Annotated in this window: 22 protein-coding genes; 12 read left to right on the top strand and 10 right to left on the bottom strand. The window is 33.5% G+C overall.

What is annotated here, in order from left to right:
• Nucleotides 1-96 precede the first annotated feature (96 nt).
• The 3 genes from gap to AVL50_RS19235 all read left to right on the top strand — a co-directional run bounded on the left by gap (nucleotide 97) and on the right by AVL50_RS19235 (nucleotide 2,727).
• Nucleotides 97-1,098, top strand: coding sequence for a type I glyceraldehyde-3-phosphate dehydrogenase (gene gap / locus AVL50_RS19245; RefSeq protein WP_216595892.1), 1,002 nt, complete (start codon nucleotides 97-99; stop codon nucleotides 1,096-1,098).
• Nucleotides 1,099-1,200: 102 nt separating this feature from the next.
• Entirely contained in the window at nucleotides 1,201-1,872 is a 672-nt protein-coding gene (locus tag AVL50_RS19240) for a D-alanyl-D-alanine carboxypeptidase family protein (RefSeq protein WP_062618116.1), read from the top strand.
• Between the two features lie 243 nt (nucleotides 1,873-2,115).
• Nucleotides 2,116-2,727, top strand: coding sequence for a PH domain-containing protein (locus AVL50_RS19235; RefSeq protein ID WP_062618115.1), 612 nt, complete (start codon nucleotides 2,116-2,118; stop codon nucleotides 2,725-2,727).
• Nucleotides 2,728-2,781: 54 nt separating this feature from the next.
• Here AVL50_RS19235 and AVL50_RS19230 read toward each other — a convergent pair whose 3' ends face one another.
• From AVL50_RS19230 to AVL50_RS19220, 3 genes are all read right to left on the bottom strand, one after another.
• Nucleotides 2,782-3,903 (bottom strand): GNAT family N-acetyltransferase, encoded by a 1,122-nt coding sequence (locus AVL50_RS19230; protein WP_062618114.1) that lies wholly within the window; start codon nucleotides 3,901-3,903, stop codon nucleotides 2,782-2,784.
• A 227-nt stretch (nucleotides 3,904-4,130) separates the two neighbouring features.
• Nucleotides 4,131-6,257 carry a carboxy terminal-processing peptidase gene (locus AVL50_RS19225; protein WP_062618113.1) on the bottom strand — a complete coding sequence of 709 codons (2,127 nt, stop codon included), beginning with the start codon at nucleotides 6,255-6,257 and terminating at the stop codon, nucleotides 4,131-4,133.
• A 59-nt stretch (nucleotides 6,258-6,316) separates the two neighbouring features.
• Entirely contained in the window at nucleotides 6,317-6,772 is a 456-nt protein-coding gene (locus AVL50_RS19220; protein WP_063850800.1) for a thioredoxin family protein, read from the bottom strand.
• Nucleotides 6,773-6,914: 142 nt separating this feature from the next.
• Between AVL50_RS19220 and AVL50_RS19215 the strand changes: the two genes are divergently transcribed.
• The gene (locus AVL50_RS19215; protein ID WP_062618111.1) at nucleotides 6,915-7,838 is read left to right on the top strand and encodes a DUF3078 domain-containing protein; all 924 of its coding nucleotides are present in this window, start codon (nucleotides 6,915-6,917) and stop codon (nucleotides 7,836-7,838) included.
• 410 nt (nucleotides 7,839-8,248) lie between these two features.
• On the opposite strand, the gene AVL50_RS19210 is transcribed toward AVL50_RS19215, so the two are convergent.
• Nucleotides 8,249-9,175: a hypothetical protein gene (locus AVL50_RS19210; RefSeq protein ID WP_062618110.1), complete on the bottom strand. Its 927-nt coding sequence runs from the start codon at nucleotides 9,173-9,175 to the stop codon at nucleotides 8,249-8,251.
• A 416-nt stretch (nucleotides 9,176-9,591) separates the two neighbouring features.
• On the opposite strand from AVL50_RS19210, the gene AVL50_RS19205 reads away from it, so the two are divergent.
• On the top strand, nucleotides 9,592-9,939 hold the full coding sequence (locus AVL50_RS19205) for a 4Fe-4S dicluster domain-containing protein (RefSeq protein ID WP_062618109.1): 348 nt from the start codon (nucleotides 9,592-9,594) through the stop codon (nucleotides 9,937-9,939).
• A 72-nt stretch (nucleotides 9,940-10,011) separates the two neighbouring features.
• Here the strand turns inward: AVL50_RS19205 and AVL50_RS19200 are convergent, their stop codons facing one another.
• Complete coding sequence (locus AVL50_RS19200; protein WP_062618108.1) at nucleotides 10,012-10,539, bottom strand: gamma carbonic anhydrase family protein; 528 nt, start codon at nucleotides 10,537-10,539, stop codon at nucleotides 10,012-10,014.
• A gap of 320 nt (nucleotides 10,540-10,859) precedes the next feature.
• On the opposite strand from AVL50_RS19200, the gene trpS reads away from it, so the two are divergent.
• On the top strand, nucleotides 10,860-11,828 hold the full coding sequence (gene trpS, locus AVL50_RS19195) for a tryptophan--tRNA ligase (RefSeq protein WP_062618107.1): 969 nt from the start codon (nucleotides 10,860-10,862) through the stop codon (nucleotides 11,826-11,828).
• Nucleotides 11,829-11,846: 18 nt separating this feature from the next.
• Nucleotides 11,847-12,977, top strand: a complete 1,131-nt coding sequence (gene dnaN, locus AVL50_RS19190; protein WP_062618106.1) for a DNA polymerase III subunit beta — start codon at nucleotides 11,847-11,849, stop codon at nucleotides 12,975-12,977.
• An 88-nt stretch (nucleotides 12,978-13,065) separates the two neighbouring features.
• On the opposite strand, the gene mtaB is transcribed toward dnaN, so the two are convergent.
• Entirely contained in the window at nucleotides 13,066-14,385 is a 1,320-nt protein-coding gene (mtaB, locus tag AVL50_RS19185) for a tRNA (N(6)-L-threonylcarbamoyladenosine(37)-C(2))-methylthiotransferase MtaB (RefSeq protein ID WP_062618105.1), read from the bottom strand.
• Nucleotides 14,386-14,705: 320 nt separating this feature from the next.
• Between mtaB and AVL50_RS19180 the strand changes: the two genes are divergently transcribed.
• Together AVL50_RS19180 and AVL50_RS19175 are read left to right on the top strand one after the other, a co-directional pair.
• The gene (locus AVL50_RS19180; RefSeq protein ID WP_062618104.1) at nucleotides 14,706-16,541 is read left to right on the top strand and encodes a hypothetical protein; all 1,836 of its coding nucleotides are present in this window, start codon (nucleotides 14,706-14,708) and stop codon (nucleotides 16,539-16,541) included.
• Nucleotides 16,542-16,625: 84 nt separating this feature from the next.
• Nucleotides 16,626-17,429, top strand: a complete 804-nt coding sequence (locus AVL50_RS19175) for a 3'-5' exonuclease (protein ID WP_062618103.1) — start codon at nucleotides 16,626-16,628, stop codon at nucleotides 17,427-17,429.
• A gap of 38 nt (nucleotides 17,430-17,467) precedes the next feature.
• Here AVL50_RS19175 and AVL50_RS19170 read toward each other — a convergent pair whose 3' ends face one another.
• Both AVL50_RS19170 and AVL50_RS19165 read right to left on the bottom strand, forming a co-directional pair.
• Nucleotides 17,468-18,139, bottom strand: coding sequence for a DNA alkylation repair protein (locus tag AVL50_RS19170; RefSeq protein WP_062618102.1), 672 nt, complete (start codon nucleotides 18,137-18,139; stop codon nucleotides 17,468-17,470).
• Between the two features lie 353 nt (nucleotides 18,140-18,492).
• On the bottom strand, nucleotides 18,493-19,011 hold the full coding sequence (locus tag AVL50_RS19165) for a DUF4442 domain-containing protein (RefSeq protein ID WP_062618101.1): 519 nt from the start codon (nucleotides 19,009-19,011) through the stop codon (nucleotides 18,493-18,495).
• 286 nt (nucleotides 19,012-19,297) lie between these two features.
• On the opposite strand from AVL50_RS19165, the gene AVL50_RS33735 reads away from it, so the two are divergent.
• Nucleotides 19,298-19,429: a hypothetical protein gene (locus AVL50_RS33735; RefSeq protein WP_256366134.1), complete on the top strand. Its 132-nt coding sequence runs from the start codon at nucleotides 19,298-19,300 to the stop codon at nucleotides 19,427-19,429.
• 140 nt (nucleotides 19,430-19,569) lie between these two features.
• On the opposite strand, the gene AVL50_RS19155 is transcribed toward AVL50_RS33735, so the two are convergent.
• The gene (locus tag AVL50_RS19155; protein ID WP_062618099.1) at nucleotides 19,570-20,016 is read right to left on the bottom strand and encodes a hypothetical protein; all 447 of its coding nucleotides are present in this window, start codon (nucleotides 20,014-20,016) and stop codon (nucleotides 19,570-19,572) included.
• A gap of 290 nt (nucleotides 20,017-20,306) precedes the next feature.
• Here AVL50_RS19155 and AVL50_RS19150 point away from each other — a divergent pair, with 290 nt between their 5' ends.
• Together AVL50_RS19150 and AVL50_RS19145 are read left to right on the top strand one after the other, a co-directional pair.
• Nucleotides 20,307-21,530, top strand: coding sequence for a glycerol acyltransferase (locus AVL50_RS19150; RefSeq protein ID WP_157491446.1), 1,224 nt, complete (start codon nucleotides 20,307-20,309; stop codon nucleotides 21,528-21,530).
• 246 nt (nucleotides 21,531-21,776) lie between these two features.
• Nucleotides 21,777-22,373, top strand: a complete 597-nt coding sequence (locus tag AVL50_RS19145) for a hypothetical protein (RefSeq protein ID WP_062618097.1) — start codon at nucleotides 21,777-21,779, stop codon at nucleotides 22,371-22,373.
• Between the two features lie 54 nt (nucleotides 22,374-22,427).
• On the opposite strand, the gene AVL50_RS19140 is transcribed toward AVL50_RS19145, so the two are convergent.
• Complete coding sequence (locus AVL50_RS19140; protein WP_062618096.1) at nucleotides 22,428-23,318, bottom strand: 3-hydroxyacyl-CoA dehydrogenase family protein; 891 nt, start codon at nucleotides 23,316-23,318, stop codon at nucleotides 22,428-22,430.
• Between the last annotated feature and the right edge of the window lie 88 nt (nucleotides 23,319-23,406).

The raw sequence follows: 23,406 nt of genomic DNA, 5'->3' as shown, positions 1-23,406 counted from the left end.
TGCAATGTAGTTATTGACAAGGGCAAACAAGTTTATCCAAGGTCATAGACTCTCAATTTTTGAAGAATTATTTATTCAATTTAATATTTAAATAAAATTATGGCAATTAAAGTAGGTATCAACGGTTTTGGCCGTATCGGACGTTTCGTATTTCGTGCTTCAGTAGAAAGAGAAGATATCGAAGTAGTAGGAATTAATGACCTTATCGACGTTGAGTACATGGCTTACATGTTAAAGTACGATTCAACTCACGGACGTTTTAACGGTACTGTTGAAATTGTTGACGGTAACTTAGTTGTTAACGGTAAAACTGTACGTGTAACTGCTGAAAGAAACCCTGAAGATTTGAAGTGGGACGCAGTAGGTGCTGAGGTTGTTGTTGAATCAACTGGTTTATTCTTAACTGACGAGACTGCACGTAAGCACATCACTGCTGGTGCTAAGAAAGTTGTTATGTCAGCTCCTTCTAAAGACGCAACTCCAATGTTCGTTATGGGTGTAAACAACAAAGAATATGCTGGTCAAGATATCGTATCTAACGCTTCTTGTACTACTAACTGTTTAGCTCCTATCGCTAAAGTTCTTAACGACAAGTGGGGTATCAAAGACGGTTTAATGACTACAGTTCACGCTACAACTGCTACTCAAAAAACTGTTGACGGTCCTTCAATGAAAGACTGGAGAGGTGGCCGTGGTGCTGGTCAAAACATCATCCCTTCTTCTACAGGTGCAGCTAAAGCAGTAGGTAAAGTTATTCCTGAATTAAACGGAAAACTTACTGGTATGGCATTCCGTGTTCCAACTCCAGACGTTTCTGTAGTTGACTTAACAGTGAACTTAGAGAAAGCTGCTACTTACGAAGAAATCTGTGCTGCTATGAAAGAAGCATCAGAAGGTGAATTAGCAGGTGTTCTTGGTTACACTGAGGATATGGTTGTTTCTAACGACTTCATCGGTGAAGTACAAACTTCAGTATTTGACGCTAACGCTGGTATCGCTTTAACTGATACTTTCGTAAAAGTTGTTTCTTGGTATGACAACGAAATCGGATACTCTAACAAAGTTCTTGACCTTGTAGCTCACATCTACAACGCTTAATTTGTAGAGAGACACAAGTCTAAATATAAGGGGCAAATCTTCGGATTTGCCCTTTTTTATTATCACATTTGTACAGATTTTTTGATTCAATATTTCATACAAATGCACAAATATTTTTTTATCCTTCTAACTTTTTTTACTCATTCAATTATAGCCCAAGAATGTGATTCAGAACTCTCAAAAAAGAACTGGAAATACAGAGTAAACCTAAGTACATTCATCAGCCAAAAAGAAGGAATAGACATTAATCCGACAAAAATCTATTATGATTTTATGAGAATGCCAATTGGAGTCCCTTTCAATTATGTTGATTTTATTCAGATCAAAGACTTTAAATACAAAGAGGTTGAAAATAACCAACTCCTCTACCCTGCTTATGAGGCCTATTCAAAAATGAAGCAGGAAGCATTTCAAAAAAATATCCATATAAACATCCGCTCTTCCTATAGAAATAAAAGAACACAACAGATTGTCTTCAACAAGCATGGTGCTACTAGGGCTGAGCGTCCTGGATATTCAGAGCATCACCTCTTAACGACCATAGATATAAGATACGCTGGAGAAAACACCAAACTATTTCTATGGCTCTTAAATCATGCTTTTGATTATGGATGGGTACCAACTTATTATTTCAGAATTGAAAAAAACATCAGACAAGAGGCTTGGCACTGGAGATATGTTGGAGAAGAAGCGGCACAATGGTTTAGATGTGCATGGAAAACAGAAATTGACCATGAAATTAATAGATTAAGCCATACTTTTGGAAGAATTTAGTTAATAGTGTAAATATTCTTTTTCAAAAATATTTATTGTATTACTTTCAAGCAATTTAAATTATACTCTAGGAGATAAATGGAAGTAACCTAGAAACTTCATGCACCTATTTTGAGACTATAAACACATAGATAAAAACGTTACTACAGTCAAGTAATGTATTCTAACTAAATCAAAATAGTTGCTTGAGAAAGCTGGTACTTTGTAACCCTCCATTTTTTAACAATTCAAAAACGTAATCTTATGTTTAAAAAACTAGCTTCAGATGTCATGGGTCTTAGTGACATCGGAAAAATCATCGACCCAGTTGATTATGACAAAGTTGACTCAGATGATTATATCATGCACGAAGATGGAGAAAAAATCTTCTTCTTGATCAAATCTAAAACAGACGAATACTGCTTTACAAACACAGCACTAATCCACCTTGATGGCACTTCAGCTATCAATACTCGAAGAACTCTTTACAGATATCCTTATAAAAAATATTTCTTCTCAGGTGTAAAACTTGAAACAGCTGGAAATATTGATTTGGATGTAGAAATTAAGTTTAACCTTGGAGAAAGTGCATTCAGCATTGATGTTGACAGAAAACAGATTGAGAGGCTTAAAGACTTATACAAAAGCTTAATTAAAATTGCCTCTCTTCAAGATAGCGATTTCAACCAATTTACTCAATCTCAAGAAAGTGTAACATTGGCAATGGAAACATTGAAAGGAACTTTGGGAAGCAATACAAATGCTGAAGAGTTCGAGAAATTGAATGACTATATTTTCTCATGGAAAACAAGTAAATACAAGGAATTCCATAGGGAAGATTTCTCAGAGGTTTTTGATTTATATATCAACAACTAATCATACGAAAACGGCCAATGATTAATCATTGGCCGTTTCTTTTTTCTCTTTATATTAAAGTGCTTTGGTAAAGCATCTTTTTCTCTTATGTTGAATGTGATCGTAATTCTTCCAATTTTGGATCGCTTTCTGATTGGTTTCAAACATACCTGTAGTCTCAAGATATTTGATACCATTATCGCTCATTGTCTTTTGCAACTGCCCAACTAACATTGCACCACCACCTAGGCGTTGTAATTTTGGATGAACAGCAGTCAGTAACATATCACAAGTATCATTTTTCTTTAATGCTTTATAAATGTGATACCAACCTAATGGAAGAATACTCCCGTTTGCCTTTTGAAGTGCTCTAGAAAGAGAAGGCATACCAATCACGAAGCCCATTAATTCACCTTCTTCCTCAGTAACTAACAATTTCACATATTTAGGAGAAAGAAGTTTCAAGAATTTATTTTTATAGTAATCTACCATCTCTTTATCGAAAGTGATAACACTATAAAGTTCTTTGAAAGCCTCTCCTAATAGATTAAAAATATCATCAGCATAAGCCACTAATTCGTCCGATGAATTGAAAGATACAATTTTTGTTTTTGTTCTCTTCATCAATAAAGTGGAAGCCTTAATACCTTTTTCAACTACAGCATCGTCCATTGTTAATCTGAACTCAATCCAATCCACTAATTTATCATACCCTAAAGCTTCAAGGTGTTCTTTATAATATGGAAGATGATATTCAGAAGCCACAGAAGGAAGATGATCATGCCCTTCAATCATCATACCTTGATGATCCAAGTTTGTAAATCCTAAAGGTCCAACAATACCTGTCATTCCTTTATCCTTACCCCACTGTTCTGCTGTTTCTAATAATTTTTGAACAACTTCTCTATCATTGATAAATTCAAGCCTTGTAAAACGAACGTTAGACTCATTCGCCTTCTCGTTGTATTTTGAATTGATAATAGCACCTATTCTACCAACACACTTTCCTTCTTTGTAGGCTAACCAATATTGAGTGTCACAAAATTTTTCAAATGGGTTGTTTGCATCGAAAATTGAAAGTTCATCTTTTTTGATTGGCGGCACCCAAAATTCACTTCCTTTATAAAGTTCAAATTGAATGTCTACGAATTTCTTTTGATCTTTTTTAGTTACTACTGGACGTATCTCAATACTCATGATCTATATTTATTCCTATCGTTCTTTTTTGATTCATTAATAGGAACGCAATATAAAAACCATTTTATTGATTCGGTTAAAAATATGATAGAAAAGTTATTTTCTTGGAAAAATTTAAGGTTAAAATTTACAAATTGAGGATGAGAGACCGCATCAAAAATTAAGAATTAAAAAAGGTCATACTTCCATAATAGAAATATGACCTTTTGATAAAAGATAGAGTTGATTTATTGTACCATCATATCAGAAATAATCAATGTTACTTCCTTAAGATATTCATCTTTCTTGATAGCTTCAGCCCACTTATCAGCAGATTTTTGAATCACTGAATCAGGTTTAGAAGTTTGGTAATGGTCTTTCATTACAGTCACCTCAAACTCATCATGTGTATCAGTAGCTTCTCTTAATTTCTTAGACTCTTCGTCCAATCTTTTTTGTTCTACTTTAAACTCTTCTAAATTCAAAGTATAATATTTCTTCTCATCTTGTTTCTTCAAACGGAGTGCATTTTCCTCTACCATTTTGAACACATCATTGTTTGCAACTCTTTGCTCAGATTTTGCTTTCAAGTCAGCTATCGGTAATTGTTGAGGCCACATAGAGTATTTAGAAGGCTCTACCTCATCCCAAGGTAAAACGTAAGGCAGATCTTCTTCTCCCACTTCTAAATAGGCGTAAGTATCCGGAAGTTTGATATCAGGACTAACCCCTCTTACTTGAGTAGCACCACCATTAATTCTATAGAACTTCTGAATTGTCAATTTCAATGATCCCAATGGCTTGTAGTCATCTAAACGAGACATTCTATCTAAATCAATGAAACGTTGAACAGTACCTTTACCAAACGAGTTAGAACCAACAATAACTGCTCGTCCATGATCTTGTAACGCAGCTGAAACAATTTCAGAAGCTGAAGCAGACATTCTATTGATCATCACTACAAGTGGACCATCATATTCAATATTATTTGACTCAGGTTTTAATGTTTTAGAACCTGAGATTTTACTCTTCACTTGAACTACTGGGCTTCTACCTACAAAGTGACCTACCATTTCAACAGCATCACCTAAAGATCCGCCACCGTTATTTCTCAAGTCAAGAACAATACCGTCTACATTTTGTGCTTTCAGTTTCTTTATTTCTTGATAAACATCTTTTCCACTTGATCTACCATTTCTATCTTGGAAGTCAACATAGAAACTTGGTAAGTGAATCAAACCAATTTTCTTTCCTGATTCTTTATCTTCAATAACCGCAGATTTTGCATACGACTCTTCAATCACTACAACATCTCTGATAATTGGAATCACAACAATTCTTCCGTCAGGCTTTCTCACTGTTAACCTAACTTCAGTTCCTTTTGGTCCTTTAATTAGCTTGATTGAGTTTTTCAAAGACATACCAGAAATATCTACAGGGTCTTCTTCTCCTTGAGCAACTTTAAGAATAAAATCATTTGCCTCTAAATCACCCTGTTTCCAAGATGCTGAACCTGTGATAATACTTACTACTTTCACTTCACCACCCGTTTGCTGTAATCTAGCTCCAATTCCTTCAAAATGACCAGAAATTTCAGTATCAAATTGTTCTTTTCTTTCTGGTGGGAAATATTCTGTGTGAGGACCATAGATAGAGATCATAGAATTAATATATAATGCATAGTGATCTTCTTCATCCTGCTTTTTCATATAATCAAAAACGTCTTTATAGTTAGTCAAGACTTTTTCTCTTACATCTGCCTCAATTTCTTCATAGGTCATAGGAGTGTAATCCTCTCCTTTTTCCTCAGCACTCTTCTTTTTAGACTCCTCTGTTTTTAGTTTAGAGTTCATTCTTAAAAGAGCGGCATATTTTAATGACTTTCTCCAACGGTCATATCTTTCCTTTTCATTTTTCGGAAAGCTCATTTCATCTCTATCAAAAAGAATTTCTTCCTTTTTTGTAAAGTCAAATGGCTTTGATAAAACTTCAGCAGTGATTTCTTCCACTTCTTTTCTTCTTTGATTGAAGATAGAAACCGAAAGCTCATATAATTCAGTATTATAATTGTTCTTAATTTCGTCGTCTAATTTATCTTTAGACTTGCTGAACTTATTAATGTCACTTTTAAGAAAGTATCTTTTGTTTGGATCTAAATTCTTTAAATATTGATCGTAAGCCTTTTCACTGAAGTCATCATCAATTTCCACACTATTGTAGTGCATTTGTTTTAATGCAGTAAATAATAGACTTCTTTTAATTGCGTTTTTATTGCTATCTTCTGGAGCTTCTATCCGTGCTAATAATGAAAACCCAAATAATCCCAACCCAACTAATAGTACAGGTAAAATGAGTGCTTTTTTTCTGTTTATCATCCTAAATTATTCTCGTTATTTTATTTCTTTAAAATGGGTATATTTTTCAAACTATAAATCTAATCAACTTGGCGTTTATATTTTTTTAAAATTTCTAAAAAACTTTCAGAATCTCTGTAACCAACGAATACTTTATTCTTCCCCTTAGGATGTATAACAATTATAGCAGGGTAACTGTTTACATCATGAGACACCGCAAACGATTCATTGGTGAACTCTTCTCCTTTGAATTGAAATGATCCTTCTTTTTCGGGGTTAAGTTTTACTGCATGGTAGTTTTCTGAGACATATTCTACAACATCGCTATTTTGAAAAGTTTTTTTATCAAGAATTTTACACCAACCACACCAATCTGTGTACACATCAATAAAAATGGGTTTTCCATCTTTTTTTGATAAAGTGATCGCTTCTTCTGCTGTCTTCCAACTAATTTCTCCATTGACTTTCAAAGCATTAAAAGAATAACTGAAAATCATGGTAAAACCAATTAGAAAAAATAATGATATCTTGTTCATATTAATTAACGGAGATGATTATGAAATATATGAAGAAATTTTTAATCGACGTTATTTTTTATTTATTTCTTTATATTGTTTTTCTTTATAAGAACATTTAGTCTTCAATACTATTTTAAAATTTTCAATCATTTTTTTTATAATGAAATTTAAAAATTCAAATCTAATTCTTTTTGTACTGTTCATTTTCACTACATCTTCTCTTTTTGCTCAGGATTCCACATCCGTTGACCAGCCTCCAAAGAAATGGAAACACACAGGACAGGTAGGTGCAAACTTCTCCAATGTGGGTCTAGTAAACTGGGCCGGTGGTGGTGAAAGTTCGTACTCATTTGGCGGTGTTTTAAATTACAAAGCCATCAGAAATACGGATAGAGCAATTACACGTCTTTACACAGACCTAGCTTACGGTTTAATCCATCAAGATAATAGTGCATTTCAATTCAAGAAAACAGATGACCAGTTAAATCTTGGAGCTGATTATAGCTACAAATGGCATAAAAAAGTACTTCTTACAGCGGCAGGTGATTTTAGAACACAATTTGACAAGGGTTATGAATATGCCGTAGATGATGCAACAGGAGTTGAAATTGAAACACAAATTTCAGACTTCATGGCACCTGCTTATTTGAACTTGAATGTAGGTATAACTTACACTCCTGTAGAGTTTGCTTACATTACATTTTCACCTGTTGCCAATCGTATGACATTTGTAAGAGACACTATCTTCTCTGAAAAGTATGGTCTTGAAGCAGGAGAAAAATTTAGAGATCAATTGGGTATGAATGTTAAAGTTGGTTTTGATAAAGAAATTGTCAAAAACGTAACACTCAAAAGTATTTACAACATGTTTTCTCAGTACAGCCGTCTAACAGAATGGGTAGTCAATTGGGATTTAACTTTGGATATGAAAGTAAATAAATTCTTGAATGTGAACTTTACAAGTCAATTGATTTATGACCCAGATGTAGTAGTAACAAGAAATGATGGTACTGAAGGACAAGCAGTACAATTCAAACACGCACTCAATGTTGGATTGGTCTACAGATTAGGAACTGCTGAATAAGTTTAATTATTGATTTAAAATATACTATATATCAAGATCAAATTATTACAACCTTATAAAACAAATTCAAAACATGTATTACAATTTCTTATTTTGTAAAAAGAACAATCATTGAATTGATCTTTGTTTTGAATAATACTAAAAACGGGATGCTTTTGTAAAAGGCATCCCGTTTTGGATTATTGCAAGTATTCTTAATAGTTACTCATTGTTAGCCTCAGTATAATCAGAGGCTACCTCCTGCTTTTCTTTTGGCCCAGTCATCATAAACGCCAATAATCCCATAGCAAATAATATTGGCATCGAGATGAGTATAATGCCGATGAATAATTCCATAGTAGTAATACGAAAGTTCAAGTGTGTAACGTAAGTATAACACTTAAAGTAAAGTATTACAAATAGCGAGGAAATTAATCACAGTTTGTATAAGAATAGGATTCATTAATTGAAGCTACAATACCTGCTGTTATATTAAAGCTCATACTTCCTGTTTTAGGATAATTATTAACATTAGTAGTATAAGTCATATCTTCACTGTATTCTCCCGCGAAATTGAATCTCTCATACCTTTCTGTATTAACATTATAAATGCTTAATCTATAAGACTCTGTTATACCTGGGCTTAATTTGGAAGCATCAGCAAAAAATATCCCATCATTTTCAAAAGAGGTTTCAAAAATAGAAAGGAGAAAGAAAACAAAACCTTGGTAAGGGTTTTTCATCGTATCATTATAATTAAAATCATTAATTAATTCTTTTGTTCCATTTGAAGCTACCTGACTAAATTCAGCAATATCTCCATCTGTACCATAAACAATCTCATAATGAGGAATTGAAGCAATGTCATCTCCCTCGTCTTCTCTATTATAAATATATTGCAATCTATTTTGACCGTCATATTCTAAAACAAATTCTATTAGGCCACCAGAAGTAGATTCAGCGAAAATGATGTAAGGTCTTCCATCCACATTTCTTATACCTAATATTTCTCGGTCATTATTCAATATTGACACCAATTCAGTTCCAGAATACTCGAATTCAAATAAAAATGACTGTGAGCTTTCTTGTCTATCACCTGCTGAGTCTAAGCCGCTTAGTGTAGCCTCATCTAGGTAAGAAATTAACTTATCTTCGTTGTAGGTATAGGTTTTAGCTTCTTCATATCTAAGCAGGTTTATGCTTGAACTGTCATAAGACTCAACATAAGAATAAGAGGACAGTTTACAGTCTGCTGTTATTGGTGAAGTGTTGTGACCCGGCCCATTGCTTTCGTCATCAGAACATGAAAATAATGCGAAAAATGGGACTAATAAGAGTAGGGTTCTTAATTTAATCATAAGAGCTTCAAGTTTAGAAATCAGTAAAATTTATAATAACTAATATTAACGATTTTAAAATTAAATTGTAAATAAATGTTATGGAAAAAGTTCCAAAACCGATTTTTTTCACAAAAGACCCTTAAAAAAATACTATTTTTATTTGTACTAGACCAAGATCAATCAAATCTCTTCAGTTATAACTTTTTGTTATTAAATTATAATTTTTGATAATAACACCCCCATAATCCTGCAGTTTTTCATCAATGAAATCCAATTACTATTGTTTTTTGTAAATACAAGATGCAAATTTGTAAAACATATCACGGCTAATAAAGTTGATATGTTTGAAATAGTAAACAAACAAAGATGTCAAATCAGCTTTGATGTTAGCGAACCACTAACCGATTGACTCTTTTTTAAAATAGAAAAACAATATGGCGATTATTATCACAGACGAGTGTATCAACTGTGGGGCGTGTGAACCAGAATGTCCAAATACAGCAATTTACGAAGGAGGTGTAAATTGGTCTTGGGGTGAAGGAACAGCTCTTACTTCTGTAGAATTAGAAGACGGTTCTGCAATTGATGGAGAAGAGGAGCAAGAACCTGTATCGGATGAGTTTTACTACATCGTTCCAGACAAATGTACAGAATGTATTGGTTTCCATGAGGAGCCACAATGTGCTGCTGTTTGTCCTGTAGACTGCTGTGTTGATGACCCAGACTACAGAGAAACTGAAGACGAATTATTAGCCAAAAAAGAATGGCTTCACGATGAATAAGATTTTAGTCTAATTCATCTCTATAAATTAAGGGTTTCATAATTCAAACTATGAAACCCTTTTTTTAATCGCTTATCTTTCCACTTCTTCTTCATCAAACCAACTGCTGTACATTACATAATTGTTAGCTGTTCTTTCAAATACTGCTTTCAATTTGTCATCTAATGGTTTAATTTTTTTTGCTGGAATACCTGCATAGAGGTAACCAGACTCTAAACGGGCGTTTTGCAATACAACTGCACCCGCTGCTATCAATACATTTTCCTCTACCACAGCATCATCCATCACAATGGCACCCATTCCAACCAAAACGTTATCATGGATTGTACAGCCATGTACTAAAGCATTATGACCAATAGACACATTATTGCCTAGCGTTGTTGCTGAAGTTTGATATGTTGCGTGAATTACCGCACCATCTTGGATATTACATTTATTACCGATAGTGATTTTATTTACATCACCCCTTACAACAGCACTAAACCACACACTACACTCCTCACCCATTATCACATCTCCTACTACTGTTGAATTGTCTGCTAGAAAACAGCTCTCAGGAATCACTGGAGCTACGCCTTTTACTTTTTTTATTAATGCCATGTTTATTTGTTTTAACTACTTAAAGGTAATATGTCTGCAATATGAAGAACAATGTTTAAAGTCACTCATGGTTATAGACATATATTCTCAGCTTTATTAAATAATAATTCCTATTTCATCTTAGAATCTAAAACCTGATTATTTTTCATTGAATAAAATCTTACAAATTTCTAAAATGAAGACCGTAATTATCTCAAGTGTTCACTTTTTTGAAAAAGAAAGCGAAATGTTGTGAAGTATTTAGTTTTTGTTGGAGTATTTTTTTGTTAATTTCGCACATTAAATTAAAGACAAAAATTTAGACTAGTCAGAGATTAAACATGGCAAGAATTCTAACAGGAGTACAAAGCTCTGGAAGACAACATTTAGGAAATGTTTTAGGTGCAATCCAACCTGCAATTGAACTTTCAAAGTCAGACGATAACGAGGCGTTCCTTTTTATTGCTGATTTGCACTCGATGACAACCATCAAAGATGCAGAAGAAAGAAAGAACAACGTGTATGCTACTGCTGCTACATGGCTGGCTTTGGGTTATGACACTAAAAAGAATATTTTCTACAGACAATCGAAGATTCCTCAGGTTTGTGAGTTAACGTGGTACTTGAGCTGCTTAACACCTTTCCCGATGTTAGCTAATGCGCATTCATTTAAGGATAAATCTGACAAGTTATCTGATGTCAATGCTGGTTTATTTACATATCCTGTACTTATGGCCTCTGACATCGTGTTGTATGATGCTGAGAAAGTACCTGTAGGTAAAGATCAAAAGCAACATATTGAAATCACAAGAGATATCTGTTCTGCTTTCAACCGTCAATATGGTGAAACTTTCGTAATGCCTGAGGCTGTCATCGATGAAGAGATCATGACAATCCCTGGTACTGACGGAAGTAAAATGAGTAAGTCTTATGGTAACGTAATTGATATTTTCTTACCAAAAGGTCAGCTGAAAAAGCAAGTGATGAAGATCCAAACAGATTCATTACCATTAGAGTCTCCAAAAGACCCTGATACTTGTAATGTATTTGCAATGTATAAATTGATTGCTTCTGAAGAGCAAATCGAAGAGATGAGAAATAACTATACAGGTGGTAACTATGGCTACGGTCATGCTAAAACTGCTTTATTGAATCTTATCTTAGACAAATACGCTGAAGCAAGAGAGAAGTTTGACTACTATATGTCAAATCTTGATGAGTTGGAAAAAGAACTTAGCATTGGAGAAGAAAAAGCAAAAGCAATTGCTTTGAAGAAGCTGGAGGAAGTTCGTCAAAAAGTTGGTTTCTAAAAATAGAAGAAAAAGATAATGAAATTTATTGCATCCACATCTACAATTCTGAAGCAAATTCAGATGTTGAATGGTGTTATCCCTAATAACCCATCTATGCCTATTCTTGAAAATTTCTTATTTGAAATTCAAGGTGGGGTATTAAGAATTACTGCATCAGATATGCAGACGACAATTATTTCTGAAGTGAACGTTGAGGCTAACTCTGACGGTAACGTTGCTATCCCTGCAAAAATGCTTACGGATACATTAAAGAACTTACCAGAGCAACCTGTTACTTTTACAATTGATTTCGAAACGTATACAATTGAGATCAGTTCAGACAACGGTCGTTATAAATTAGCAGGTGAAAATGCTGAGGACTACCCTACTAATCCTGATCTTCAAATGTCAAATACTTTGTCAATGACAAGTGAAGCATTAGCCGATGCAATTGGGTATACTTTATTTGCAACAAGTAATGACGACATGAAGCCTAACATGAACGGCGTATTCTTCAACTTATCTGAAGAGCACTCTGATTTTGTGGCTACAGATTCTCATAGATTAGTAAGATACAGAAGAAACGATATTCAAGTAAATGGTGTGATGTCTCCTATTATTATGGGTAAAAAGGCATTAACGCAATTGAAAAATATCCTTCCTTCAGAATCTTTAGATATTACTTTAGAGTTCAATGAGCAGTACGCTGTGTTTACTTTCGGTAGCATGAAGTTGATTGCTCGTTTAATTGATGAGCGTTTCCCTGATTATGAGAACGTAATTCCATTAAACAACTCTAATCACATCACATTGGATCGCCAAGCGTTATTAGGTTGTTTAAAGCGTATTGTTATTTATGCTAACAAGACTACCAACCAAGTACGTTTCAAAATCCAAGACAATGAATTATTCGTTTCTGCTGAAGATTTAGATTTCTCTAATGAAGCAAAAGAGCGTTTATTCTGTGAGCACGATGGTGAAGATTTAGAAATTGGTTTTAATGCTAAATTCTTAATTGAGATCTTAAACAACATCGCTTCTGATCGTATCACTTTACAATTGTCTGAGCCAGGTATGGCAGGATTGATTGTTCCTGAAGATCAAGGTGAAGATGAAAATATTTTAATGCTTGTGATGCCAATCATGCTTCACAACTTTTCTTACTAATCCGTAAGAATACATTAAGCAACTGCTTGAAAACAAAAAATCCTCTTTTCGATTTGAAAAGAGGATTTTTTTATATCTAAATGAAAAATTAGTGTTTTTCGTAAACGATTTCTGGCTCTTTGATCTCTACAATATTTTGATCATTCACCTTCACTAATTCAATATCTTTCAACTCGTTGACTAAAGCAGGATCATATTTCGCTTCTACTCTCACGTAGTTTTCAGTGAAACCAAACATTTTCCCTTCTTCAATATCATGCTCGAAAAGAACAGTTCTTTGTGTTCCGATTTGAGACTCATAGAATGCTCTCTTTTTCTTATCCGATAAGATTCTCAACATCTTCGAACGTTTTGCTCTTTCCGCTTTAGGAACTACTCCATCCATGTGAACTGCATCTGTATTCGGTCTTTCTGAATAAGTAAATACATGAAGGTAAGCAACGTCCAATTCATTTAAGAAGTTATAAGTATCCAAGAAGTCTTCTTCCGTTTCACCTGGGAAACCAATGATCACATCCACACCGATACAAGCATCAGGCATTTGAGATTTGATTTCAGTGATACGTGATTTATATAAATCCGTTCTATATCTACGTCTCATCAGTTCCAACATTTTGTCAGAACCTGATTGTAATGGAATATGGAAATGAGGAACAAACTTATCCGACTGACCACAGAATTCAATGATCTCCTCATCCAATAAGTTAGGTTCGATAGATGAAATTCTAAATCTTTCAATTCCTTCTACTTTATCCAACTCTTTTAAAAGGTCAATCAATCTTTCCTGACGTCTTCCATCAATAATACCAAAATCACCGATATTCACACCTGTCAATACTACTTCTTTTGTATCAGTAGCAGCAATTTCTTCAGCATTTTTAATGATATCAGCAATAGTAGCACTTCTTGACTTCCCTCTTGCCAAAGGAATAGTACAGAATGAACATTTGTAGTTACATCCATCTTGTACTTTTAAGAATGTTCTTGTACGGTCATTCATCGAATAACCAGAAACAAACTCTTTCGTTTCTTTAATTTCCGTAGCTAAAACCTTTGGAGCTTCGTCTTTCACAAAACCATCCAACAATTCTAGCAATCTGAATTTTTCAGCGGCGCCCAATACAGCATCCACACCTTCCAACTCAGAAATTTCTTTCGGTTTCAATTGAGCGTAACAGCCAATAATTGCCACATATGAATTTGGAGCAATTTTTTTCGCTTCACGAACAATCTTTTGACACTTCTTATCTGCATTGTCAGTCACAGAACAAGTGTTTATAATATATATATCGGGTGTATCCGAAAATTCAACTTTTTTATAGCCTTTCTCTTCAAACTGACGACCAATTGTAGACGTCTCCGAGAAATTCAGCTTGCAACCAAGCGTGTAGAACGCAACTTTTCTCATACTAACAGACTGTTAATCACCTGTGAGCACTCAAACAAAATCAATATATTTTAATTCTGCTTCAGTACTTATTTTATAAAGGAGTACAAAAGTACGGAGAATGTTACTGAATTGGAAATTAATAGACGAACGTATGTTAATTCAAATTAAAATAATTCAAAGTCAAATATTTAATACTAAATAGAATAGAAAGTGACAAGAGTGTTAATAATAATTTTCAGACTTTATTAAATTTGAAGACTTTATGCTTTTTGGAGCAAGTTTGACATCCATTTAAGGGTACCAAACTCACTTTTTAGTCCTATGTTATAATTTTTGGAATGAAGAATTATTTACTGCTTATTATATTAATATCGGTGTTATGCAACACAAAATGTTTTTCACAAGACAAAACATTCCAATATCACTATAATATAGATTTGAATAATGTTGAAGAGGACAAATTAGAAGTGTCCTTAACCATTGACTCTCCGCCATTAAGTGATATCTTCCAATTTCCAGCTATTGTTCCTGGAACCTATAAAATCTATGATTTCGGAAGGTTTGTTTCTAATCTAATTGCTTATGATTCAAAAGGAAAAACTATTGAAGTAAATAAGCTGAATGAGAATCAGTATAAAATTGCCAACATTACTGATTTAAGTAAGATTCAATACATAGTTGATGACACGTGGGACTCATCTTTGCCTAATAAGGTATTTGAGCCTGCCGGTACCAACATTGAAGAAGAAGACGTATTTGTTATTAATAATCATGGATTCTTTGGCTATTTTGATGGAATGGAAAACTTTCCTTTTCACATTGAAGTCAAAAAACCTTCTAATTTGTATGGTGGCAGTGCCCTTACTAGAGCTAAAGGAGATGCCACAACTGATCATTTCAATGTCATCAACTATCATCGCCTTGTAGATAATCCAATTATTTACACAGAGGCAGATACTATCACTTTAAATGTAGGCACAACTAAAGTTTTTGTGAGCATCTACTCTCCCAATAATAAATTGAATGCAGACTTGGTGGGACAAAAACTGATTGATGTATTAGAGGCTCAAAAAACATTTTTGAAAGATCAACTTCCTACTGATCATTATTCTTTCTTAATTTACCTTACTGATAAGCCAAGCGTATCTGGAGCCATGGGGGCATTAGAACATTGGAATTGTTCTTTTTATTTCCTTCCAGAAGAAAGTCCTTCCGTTATTCTTCCAGTAATACAGGAAATTGCCGCACACGAATTCTTTCATATCATTACTCCATTAAGTATTCACTCTGAAGAGATTGCTAATTTTGATTACATGGAACCTAAAATGTCGAAGCACTTATGGCTGTATGAAGGTGTAACAGAATACTTCGCAGGGCTTGCATTAGTTCAAAACAACTTAATTGATGAGGAAACATATCTTGATGCACTGAGAGGTAAAATTATTACAGCAAAGTCAACTTATCAAGACGATCTTCCATTTACAGAATTAAGTAAAAAATGTTTGGATGAATATGGCAGTGAGTATGGAAATGTCTATCAAAAAGGAGCAATTATTGGCTTAGCACTTGACCTTATATTACTTGAAAATAGTAAAGGAAAATACAACCTGCGAGATTTGATGCTAGAACTGAGCACCACTTATGGCTCAGACCGTTCATTTAAAGACGACCAATTATTCAACGTGATTGATAGCATTACAGGTGTTCCTGAAGTAAAAGTATTTCTAGAAAAATTTGTTGATGCTCCCAATACCTTCCCCTACACAGAAACTTTCGAAAAAGTAGGCATAACTTACAATCCTGAGGAAATCAATACTTTTGCCACTTTTGGAAATATTGGAATTTCAATCAATGACGAGGATGAAATATTTGTAGAAGATGTTGTTGATATGGATGAATTTGGTAAACAAATCGGTTATCAAACAGGAGATGTTCTTTTAAAAATGAATAACACTCCAGTTACTATGGAAAATATTGGTGATTTAATGAATAATTACATCAATCACCCTGAAAAATTCCCTAAATTGAAACTCCAAGTTAGGAGAAATGGGAAAATAATAAATCTGAAGTCCAAAACTCTTATCTTGGAAGAAAAGGAGTATGATGTCTTTTATAAAGAAGAAAATCCATCCAAAGAACAACAGTTTTTATATAGACAATGGCTTCAAAAATAAATTTTTAGTAAGTAATATGACAGCATTAAATCACAATGATGACGTCTGCTACTTAGGAACAACTAAAGACAAGAAAGACAAAGAATGAATTTGAATTTACGTAACCCATTAGTGGTATTTGACTTAGAAACAACTGGTACTAATGTTACAAAAGATAGAGTCATTGAAATTTCCATGGTGAAGGCTGATGTCAATGGCAATAGAACTATTAAAACGTATAGAGTAAACCCAGAATGCCATATCCCATCATCATCAAGTAAAATTCATGGTATTTACGACGATGACATCAAAGACAAACCCACATTCAAACAAATTGCTAAAGAAATAGCCGCTTTCATGAAAGGTTGTGATATTGGCGGTTATAATGTTCTTCGTTTTGACTTACCTGTATTGACAGAAGAATTTTTGAGAGCAGGAATTGAATTTGATTTTAGCAACAGAAAAATTGTGGATGCTCAAAAAATCTTCTTTATGATGGAACCTAGAACACTAGGTGCAGCGTTGAAATTCTACTGTGGTAGAGAGCTTGAAGATGCTCACTCAGCAGAAGCAGACACCATTGCCACACTAGATGTTATTGATGCTCAGGTGAAGCATTATGAAGGTGTAACCATCAAAGACAAACATGGAAAAGATTATGAACCTGTAAAAAATGACATGAATGCACTTCACGACCTTACAGCAAGTAATTTGGTTGATTTTGCAGGAAGAATGGTCTTGAATAATGAAGGTGATGCTATTTTCAACTTCGGAAAATATAAAGGCAAATCTGTGGTTGATACCTTAAAGAAAGATCCTCATTATTATGATTGGATCATTAATAATGATTTTGCTTTAGACACTAAAAACAAGTTGACTCAATTAAGATTAAAGAGTCAGTTCTCATAAAATCTTCAAAAAGGTTGATACTTAGTGTATCAACCTTTTTATTTTTCCAAAAGTCTCAACGCTTCCTTTCGACTCAAATTACTTAACTCTGTCTGGCCTACATATTCAATCACCCATTCAGGATCAGTTCGGCTATATTCTCTAAGCACCCACCCAATTGCTTTATTAATAAAGAATTCTTTGGAACCTAACAATGGTTCAATATTCTCCACCAACAAACTAGTATTAAGTTCCTTTTTATATTTCAACTGAAACAATACTGCTGTTCGCTGCAACCACATATCATCAGAAGCTAACCACTTTAAAGAGTACTCTTTTTGCAGTTTGGGAAACTTCTTAAGAAGAGCTCCTACTTGTTTGTACGCTAAAAAATCAACTGTATCCCACCATGATTTTTCAGTGATAAGGCATTCTAAAAAAGTAATATCTTCCGGTTCATACTTTTTTTGATATTTATCCAACAAGTCCAAACAAAATAATTGAAACTCTCTTTGCGGTTTCTGCCACAGTATTTTGATTATTTTAAAGGCCTCTTCTTTTTCTGGCAAATACCCTTTCTGCAAGAATGGTTTCTGCAATTCCTTTCTTTTTGGAGAAGTCAATCCATAAAATTCAAACTGATTCCTCATATAAGCCTTCTGCTGTAAGGCTCTTTCAGCATCAGAATTCTCCTTAAATAACTCTTCTAAAGTCGTGATGTATTCCTTCATAAATATGATTATTTGATGATAATCCTCTAAATAATAGATGATTTTGGATTATTAATGTTAATTTTAGTTAAAACACAAACTTAAATGTAAATATTACATTTAAAACTTGTGTATTAAGTACACTTTTGCAATATTTGTACTACCGATAAACAACATAGTAATAACACACAATGCTAATCGAGATTGTAGAAATATAATCTTGATGTTTGAAACACACAATCGCACACACAACACTAAAAAAAGCAGATCATTAATGATCTGCTTTTTTTTGTCCTAATTTCCGTGATCATCAAGGCATAAAAAATGCACTCCTTTCCGAAGTGCATTATTTTAAAACTTATAATATCATATTTTTATCTTTTCCTTGTTTTAAAAGACCATGTAAAATGGAATTTAGAAACAATAGTTCCATCAGGCATAGTCCCAATTGTTTCCATTTTCACTACCTGTCCCTCACCTGTTTCATAAGCCTTTGCAATGGCCTCCTTCACCAAGTGTCCATCTTTACAAACGAAAGTCACCTTATCTACAGCTTTTTTGTGAAACTCTGCATCCATATCTACAATGATAAATGCGATCTTTTTTAAATGTTCATTGAGATGAAGCATTCCTAACGCAGCTGTAGAAAGTTCAGCTGCCATACTTTGTGCTGCAAAATAAGTTGACTTAAATGGATTTTTATTTAAGAATTTATAAGGTAAGGTAGTTGAACATTGATTGCCATTTAACTCTACTAATTTCATCCCTGCGATAAAACCAAGAGGTACTTGTGTCATTGTAAATAGTTTGAACTTAAAAGGACTTAGCATTTTCTTAGAAAACGCTTTTTGCCCCTCAGTCAATTCTATTTTCTGAGTTTCTGTTGTATTCATTTCTGTGTCTAAAGTGTTGTGTTTATTGGTAATAATGAATGATTTGTTTCACAATATAATCAATAAACAAAACTTTCCATATCATAACAACCTTAAATAATCTACATGAATAAATATTCATTTGAGTTTATTAAGTGAAAATACTTAACCTTTTTTCTGAGCTACGTTAATGAAGATAAAATTATGTTTCACGAAAAAAACTAATATGGCTCCGTTTATTACACTTTATTTAGTTGTTGCCAACATTGCAATAATCATTAAATGTTATAAAGTTTTCTTGAGTAAAATGCTAGTTAGAAATGCATTTATCACATTAGGCTTAATCATAGTAGGTTTGATCTCTGTAGATCTTTATTTCTACGCACAAGTAACAGAAGGATATGGCACTGAATGGTTTGGCGTATTAACTGAGCTTTAAGAAGAAGAATATAAAATTCAAAACCCCTCATTTACTTCTCTGAGTATTTGAGGTTTTTTTTGTAAAAAAATAATCCATCTAATCTTTCATATATATCACAATAATTTCTTTAGAAAAAAGGGATGTATGTACTCCCAATATTATTCTTTCAAAGATAATCCAACAAGATTCTCCGCTACCATCAATTGTCCTATTTCATGACCTATATATTTATTAAAGTAAGTGACATGCGGAATAGTCGGCACACAAAGTCCATTCCTCAACGTGTCCTTGCATGATAATTTAAAAAAATAGCGATTTCCTTCCTTCAACTGTTCTCCCTTTCTAAAAGGTTTCTTCTCAGAATGTATAGTCCTTTTCAAGCTATCCTTTTGAATAAAAACCAGATAAAAATCGGAAAGCTCATCTATTTTTATCACTTCATAAAAACCTTCTTCAATTTCTTGAGAGTGCTGGAATTTGAATTGGGAAGCATCAATAGAAGTTGTGATTACACCATCTAAACTATCACTTACTGCGTCAATTTGACCAAAGGCAAAAGACACTGTGAAAGATAATATGATGGTAAGTATGCTTTTGTTTTTCATCTATGGCTATGGCTTTCTTAAAGTTTACTTTTTCCTAATATAGGATTAAAAGTAATTATAGATTTGGAAATATAATTTGTATTAAAGATATATTTTATAATTCACCTTTATTCTAAATACTATAAATGAATGGTTATTTCTGTTATTATTTTGAATTTATTGGAGGAAAAGCTTTACTTTTGTTTACAACAAGTCCAATTGATTGACCTTTAATAATTCAAAAAATGACCACTCAACAAACTGATCTTCACAATATAAAAAATGACAGTGTAGATAATAACACCAAAAACATGAGTACTAGTACGTCAGTAAGTGAGGATCTAATTATTAAATCAGCACCCAAAGAAATTAAAGATAATGCACACATCTTAGATGATTACTTTGATGCTGGATATGCTTACAGTATTACTCAAATCCTACTGAAACATATCAATGAAGGCTATTTTAGAGTCAAGTTTGTTGGGTTTGACAACATTCCTGAAAGAAACAATCCAGATCATCCCTTAATTTTCGCGAGTAATCACTCAGGCATGGCTTTCCCTTGGGATGCCATCAGCTTTGTTTCTGGATTATTTGAGAAAAATAATTTTGAGATGAAAAATAGTGTAAGGGCTATTACCGCTCCTGCATTATCTAGAAGTCAATTTATGAATCCTTTCATGATCAAACACTTCTGGAAAAGACTTGGAGCTATCGATGCTACATGGTTGAATTATGAAACGGCTATGCACTATAATGGATCCAATATTTTAGTTTATCCAGAAGGTGTACCTGGTATTGGAAAAGGATTCAATAATAAATATACTTTACAGCGATTGGCTACTTCAACGCTAAGAATGAGTATTAAATACAAAACTGATATTATTCCGTTTGCCACAGTAAATGGAGAGTTCATTAACCCATTCAGCTACAGTGTTTCTTTGTTGAATGATTTTGTGCAGAAACTTGGAATACCGTTTTTACCAATTGGGTTTATGACAACTTTAATCCCAATTCAACCTTGGTTGTTTTACTTTGCCTTCCCTGCCAATCTTACTTTTGTGAGAGGCAAAAGAATCAAGCCTTATGAGATGTTGGGCAATAGAAATATTGAGGATATTTCAGAAGAGGAAATATTAGAATTGAGTGAAGTGATTCATGATCAGATGCAAATTGAATTGCAGAAGGCTGTAGATTTGTACGGTCAGAAGCCTTACAACCTTTGGGATTTACTAGAAGTCAGCCTGAAAAATATGAGCAGAACATTTAAGTTCTTCCCAGCTTTATGGCCTATTCTTTTTAATAAACATAAAGATGATTTTGAGAAGACAAAAGAGAAAGCCGCTATTAGTAATGGAGGAAAATATCCTAAAAAGATGGAAGAACAATTAGAAATGGTTCAGCCAATAGTTGATCATGATAAAGACATAGAAATTACCGTTGAGACAGTTGTTGATACTTTATTAGATAATCCTGGAATTGTACTTTTCTACACTCCAATTGCAGGATTACTACATCTGTTTTCATCAAAATAAAAATCTTAAATAGTAATAAAACAGCATTTGGAATATGATTTCAAGTGCTGTTTTTGTTTATTTAGGGCTAATTAAGTAACTAATCGAAATTATTTTATATTGCTTCTTCTTAATATTTTGTGCTTACAACCTTGAGAAAACTTTCAATAGAACCCTTTTAGGGGCATTTTTGCGTTGTGCTTACAAAAAAAGAATGAATAAAAACTATTTTTTGATTGAGTACTTTTGAAATGAAAAAATACTAGAATGAGTAAAAAAACTGTCCAAATACTTTTAGGTGCTTTAGTACTTCTGTTAATTGGTGGAGGAGCATATTATTATCTTCAAAATGATTCTCCAGAAATGACCTTTATCAAAATTAAAAGGTCAATAGACAATAAAGATTTAGAAACATTTAATCAGTGTGTTGATGTTGATCAGGTTGTCAACAGTGTAATCGATCAATATATCCAATACATGACGACAAAAAATAATGGTGAGCTTGATATTGCTACAGGTTTGATTGCATTTATGCGTCCATCTATCATTGAAATGGTGAAGCAAGAAATTCAAAATAATATTGAGCAAGGGAAAATAGAAATTCCCACTGAAGTTAGTATAAGTTCTGAAGTATTAGGTTTAATGACATTAGCCAATGGTGATGGTGCCAATTTCAAAGGCGTTAAGGATAGAAAAGTGACAGAAAATCAAGCTGAAATCACTTTTATTATTCTTCTCGATGGAGCTACCGAAACCAACGAAGTACCAGTGAAATTTAGAAAAACCGCAACAGGTTGGCAGATTTATGACATCCTTAACTTAGGGCCACTGGCTGACACTTATGCAAAAACACAACAACAATAGTTGAAAAAATAAAAAGGGGATTGACCAATTAAGATCAATCCCCCTTTTTTATGTCTATTCAAAACGTTGGCTTACGACCAATTCTTTGTTATTTCCTTTGACCCAATCATAAAATCCTTCTCCAGATTTCACACCTAAAATCCCTGCTTCTACCATATTCACAAGTAAAGGTGATGGAGCATATTTATCATCTCCCAACCCATCTTGTAATACTCTCATGATGGACAAACAAACATCCAAGCCTATGAAATCTGCCAATTGCAGTGGTCCCATTGGATGAGCCATTCCCAACTTCATGATAGTATCAATTTCTGCTACTCCAGCCACACCATTTTGCAATGAAATAATGGCTTCATTGATCATTGGCATTAAGATTCTATTGGCCACAAAGCCAGCATAATCATTAGCAGGCACCGGTACTTTATTGATTTTCTTTGAAACCTCCACAACTTGATCAGTTACTTCTTTTGCTGTCAAGTAGCCATTGATTACCTCTACCAGTTTCATCATAGGTACAGGATTCATAAAGTGCATTCCTATTACCTTTTCAGGTCGTTGAGTTACGGCACCAATTTTTGTAATGGAAATTGAAGAGGTGTTCGATGCTAAAATCGCAGATGGTTTTGTCAAACGATCGAGATCTCTAAAGATTTGAAGCTTGATTTCTACATTTTCAGTAGCAGCCTCAACCACTAAGTCAGCATCTTTCACCCCATCTTCTAAAGAGGTAAATGTAGTGAGGTTATTTAAAGTTTGTGCTTTAACCTCCTCCGTGATTTTTTCTTTCTTGATTAAACGGTCTAGGTTTTTAGAAATAGTGGCAATTGCTTTATCCAATGCCTGTTCGTTGATGTCTATGAGAGAAACATCATATCCATGTTGAGCAAATACATGAGCAATTCCATTACCCATAGTACCTGAACCGATTACTGAAATCTTGTTCATCAATTATTCTGTTGTCTATTTTGTGTTTATTGGTAAATTAAAGTTTAAATTAAATGAAAAAACATTCATTAATTTAAGTACCTAACAA

Source organism: Flammeovirga sp. SJP92 (assembly GCF_001583495.1).
Lineage (GTDB): Bacteria > Bacteroidota > Bacteroidia > Cytophagales > Flammeovirgaceae > Flammeovirga.
This window is presented reverse-complemented; position numbering and strand designations above follow the sequence as displayed.

What these genes read in the sequence shown, in the direction of transcription:
- AVL50_RS19150 (WP_157491446.1), top strand. Translation starts at nt 20,307, where the DNA reads ATGAGTACTAGTACGTCAGTAAGTGAGGATCTAATTATTAAATCAGCA.
- AVL50_RS19200 (WP_062618108.1), bottom strand. Translation starts at nt 10,539, where the DNA reads ATGGCATTAATAAAAAAAGTAAAAGGCGTAGCTCCAGTGATTCCTGAG.
- AVL50_RS19140 (WP_062618096.1), bottom strand. Translation starts at nt 23,318, where the DNA reads ATGAACAAGATTTCAGTAATCGGTTCAGGTACTATGGGTAATGGAATT.
- AVL50_RS19145 (WP_062618097.1), top strand. Translation starts at nt 21,777, where the DNA reads ATGAGTAAAAAAACTGTCCAAATACTTTTAGGTGCTTTAGTACTTCTG.
- AVL50_RS19225 (WP_062618113.1), bottom strand. Translation starts at nt 6,257, where the DNA reads ATGATAAACAGAAAAAAAGCACTCATTTTACCTGTACTATTAGTTGGG.
- trpS (WP_062618107.1), top strand. Translation starts at nt 10,860, where the DNA reads ATGGCAAGAATTCTAACAGGAGTACAAAGCTCTGGAAGACAACATTTA.
- dnaN (WP_062618106.1), top strand. Translation starts at nt 11,847, where the DNA reads ATGAAATTTATTGCATCCACATCTACAATTCTGAAGCAAATTCAGATG.
- AVL50_RS33735 (WP_256366134.1), top strand. Translation starts at nt 19,298, where the DNA reads ATGCTAGTTAGAAATGCATTTATCACATTAGGCTTAATCATAGTAGGT.
- AVL50_RS19205 (WP_062618109.1), top strand. Translation starts at nt 9,592, where the DNA reads ATGGCGATTATTATCACAGACGAGTGTATCAACTGTGGGGCGTGTGAA.
- AVL50_RS19155 (WP_062618099.1), bottom strand. Translation starts at nt 20,016, where the DNA reads ATGAAAAACAAAAGCATACTTACCATCATATTATCTTTCACAGTGTCT.
- AVL50_RS19235 (WP_062618115.1), top strand. Translation starts at nt 2,116, where the DNA reads ATGTTTAAAAAACTAGCTTCAGATGTCATGGGTCTTAGTGACATCGGA.
- AVL50_RS19230 (WP_062618114.1), bottom strand. Translation starts at nt 3,903, where the DNA reads ATGAGTATTGAGATACGTCCAGTAGTAACTAAAAAAGATCAAAAGAAA.
- AVL50_RS19240 (WP_062618116.1), top strand. Translation starts at nt 1,201, where the DNA reads ATGCACAAATATTTTTTTATCCTTCTAACTTTTTTTACTCATTCAATT.
- AVL50_RS19175 (WP_062618103.1), top strand. Translation starts at nt 16,626, where the DNA reads ATGAATTTGAATTTACGTAACCCATTAGTGGTATTTGACTTAGAAACA.
- AVL50_RS19210 (WP_062618110.1), bottom strand. Translation starts at nt 9,175, where the DNA reads ATGATTAAATTAAGAACCCTACTCTTATTAGTCCCATTTTTCGCATTA.
- AVL50_RS19165 (WP_062618101.1), bottom strand. Translation starts at nt 19,011, where the DNA reads ATGAATACAACAGAAACTCAGAAAATAGAATTGACTGAGGGGCAAAAA.
- AVL50_RS19170 (WP_062618102.1), bottom strand. Translation starts at nt 18,139, where the DNA reads ATGAAGGAATACATCACGACTTTAGAAGAGTTATTTAAGGAGAATTCT.
- AVL50_RS19180 (WP_062618104.1), top strand. Translation starts at nt 14,706, where the DNA reads ATGAAGAATTATTTACTGCTTATTATATTAATATCGGTGTTATGCAAC.
- AVL50_RS19215 (WP_062618111.1), top strand. Translation starts at nt 6,915, where the DNA reads ATGAAATTTAAAAATTCAAATCTAATTCTTTTTGTACTGTTCATTTTC.
- mtaB (WP_062618105.1), bottom strand. Translation starts at nt 14,385, where the DNA reads ATGAGAAAAGTTGCGTTCTACACGCTTGGTTGCAAGCTGAATTTCTCG.
- AVL50_RS19220 (WP_063850800.1), bottom strand. Translation starts at nt 6,772, where the DNA reads ATGAACAAGATATCATTATTTTTTCTAATTGGTTTTACCATGATTTTC.